Here is a 2,076-nt window from a genome sequence, read left to right as displayed (position 1 = left end):
GGCGCCCGGGCCGTCCTTGACTTGAAGATTGGTTCAACTCCTACGTTCGGTGCTGTCGGGACGCCGCGGCGGCCGGGCGGCGTTTCCATCGCCGCAGGTCAGCGTGGTTCCCCGACGCCGTACGAGGCAACCGACGCAAGCGAGTGGGGGAGCGGACCGTGCTCAAGGACTACACGGACGAAGAACTGTTGAAGCAGCCGGTGGGCTACTGGACCGGCGTGGCCCAGCAACTGGTGGTCGGCGCCATCAACGAGACGCTGGGCACGCTGGGCATCCGGCAGCCGCACTGGTGGGTGCTGAACCTGATCGACCGGTCGGCCGACGGCCTGACCCGCGCGGAACTCCCCGCCGGGCTGCGCCACTACGTGCCGGACGAGACCGTCGCCACCGTCGCCGACGACCTCCTCGCACGCGGCTGGGTTCACCCGGACCAGTCTCAGCGACTCCACCTGACCCCCGAAGGCACGGCCGCCCTGGCCCGTCTGTGGGAACGGGTTCCGGTGACGCTGTCGCAGGTCAGGGCCGGTTTCACGGACGCCGAATTCATCCAGTTGATCAACTTGCTGCGCCGCGTCGTGGACAACCTCGGCGGGCGGAGCGACCTGGACTGAGCCGGCCACGGCGCGGGAGCCCGGAGGGGGCGGGGCCTTGGCGGGAGCGGCGGGGGCGGAGGACCGCGGGCGGGCCGGCCGGCCGAACGCGGCGGCAGGGGGCGACGGCACCCGCTGCGCCCCCGCCGCACCGATCGGCACCGCCCGGCGGAGCAGCCGCGCCTAGGGCTCTGACCAGGTGCTTTGATGTGGTTGGTGGGAGTCGGCGACGGATGTCGAACTCTACTTCGACGGATTGTGTCGTAGTGGAGTTCGACAACTTCCGTTGGAGCGGAGGCGGACCGCCCAGGTGGTGGGGAACGGCAGACGGCGAAGGGCCTGTTAGCCCTGTCCAACGCCCTTGACGCGAGCACTCGTTCACCGCACCTACTGCTGGTCGATCTGCCCACCCTGTACGGCGACTGACGCCCACAGCGGCGGTTCGGGTGCGGGCTTCGACTTCGCGTACGGGCCGTGGCTCTTCGCGTACGCGCGTACGCGCGCGGGGCGGCCGTTGCGGGGCCCGGCCAGCGGCCGGCAGTCGGTAGTCAGCGGTGGCCGGCTCCCCGGCGCCTCGCGTGCCCGCGCAGGCGCGTGGCCCGTGGCGCGGGGAGACTGGGGCGTAGGGACCGGGAGGTCGGGAGGTGCGGTCATGGCGGAGCGGCAGTGGCGGCCGGGTGGGCGGAGCGGTGGTGGGGCCGGCTCGGGGGTGGTGGGGCGGCGGGGGTGGCGTGCGGTGGTGGCGCCGTATGCGCTGTTGCCGTTGCGGGTCTTCCTGGGCGTGACGTTCGTCTACGCGGGCCTGGACAAGCTCACCGACGCGGTCTTCCTGTCGGACAGCGGGCCGGGTTCGATCGGCGACACGATGCGCTCCGCGCGCCCGTCGGCCGCCCTCCCCGGCCTGGTCGACCTGGCCCTGAAGGCCCCCACCGGCTTCGGCTACGCCATCGCCATCGGGGAACTCGCGGTCGGCCTCGGCACGCTGCTCGGGGTGTTCGCCCGGGTCGCGGCCCTCGGCGGGGCGCTGATCTCGTTGAGCCTGTGGCTGACCGTGAGCTGGTCGACCGAGCCGTACTACTACGGCAACGATCTCGCCTACCTGATGGCCTGGCTGCCCCTCGTGCTGGCCGGTGCCCCGTACCTCTCCTTCGATGCCGTCACCGCCGGCCGCTTCCGCGTCTTCCGGCGCCGGCGGCGGCGCGTCTTCCGCTGAGTTGGGGGCGGCTGCGGGGCCGGGGTGGGCGGGCGCTGGTGGAGGGCGTCACGGCCGTTCTGGGCGTCTCGCAGCCGCTCGGGCTCCCCGCGGGGCCCGCCGGGCCTCGTACGGCCCGCAGCAGGGCTCGTACCAGCGATGGCGCGGGTGCTACGGGCCCTGGTGGCCCACCGGGCGCACGCCGTCGCCGCTGCCGTCCTCGTTCGGGGGCTCGCCGCTGCCGGCTGCGCGCGGGGCGTCGCCGGCACCCGTGTCCGTGGCTCCGTCCCTGCC

The 2,076-nt window shown here is 73.5% G+C and carries 2 protein-coding genes; both read left to right on the top strand.

Going from position 1 to position 2,076, the window contains the following annotated elements; translation table 11 throughout:
- Nucleotides 1-158: 158 nt before the first annotated feature.
- Nucleotides 159-611 (top strand): MarR family winged helix-turn-helix transcriptional regulator, encoded by a 453-nt coding sequence (locus tag AAHZ94_RS33190; protein ID WP_349997419.1) that lies wholly within the window; start codon nt 159-161, stop codon nt 609-611.
- A gap of 631 nt (nt 612-1,242) precedes the next feature.
- Nucleotides 1,243-1,803: a DoxX family protein gene (locus AAHZ94_RS33185; protein WP_349997418.1), complete on the top strand. Its 561-nt coding sequence runs from the start codon at nt 1,243-1,245 to the stop codon at nt 1,801-1,803.
- Nucleotides 1,804-2,076: the final 273 nt, after the last annotated feature.

This window comes from Streptomyces sp. HSW2009, assembly GCF_040240285.1.
In the GTDB taxonomy this organism is placed as follows: domain Bacteria; phylum Actinomycetota; class Actinomycetes; order Streptomycetales; family Streptomycetaceae; genus Streptomyces.
This window is presented reverse-complemented; position numbering and strand designations above follow the sequence as displayed.

Bases quoted from the DNA above. Each gene is read 5' to 3' on its own strand.
- AAHZ94_RS33185 (WP_349997418.1), top strand. From the start codon at position 1,243: ATGGCGGAGCGGCAGTGGCGGCCGGGTGGGCGGAGCGGTGGTGGGGCC.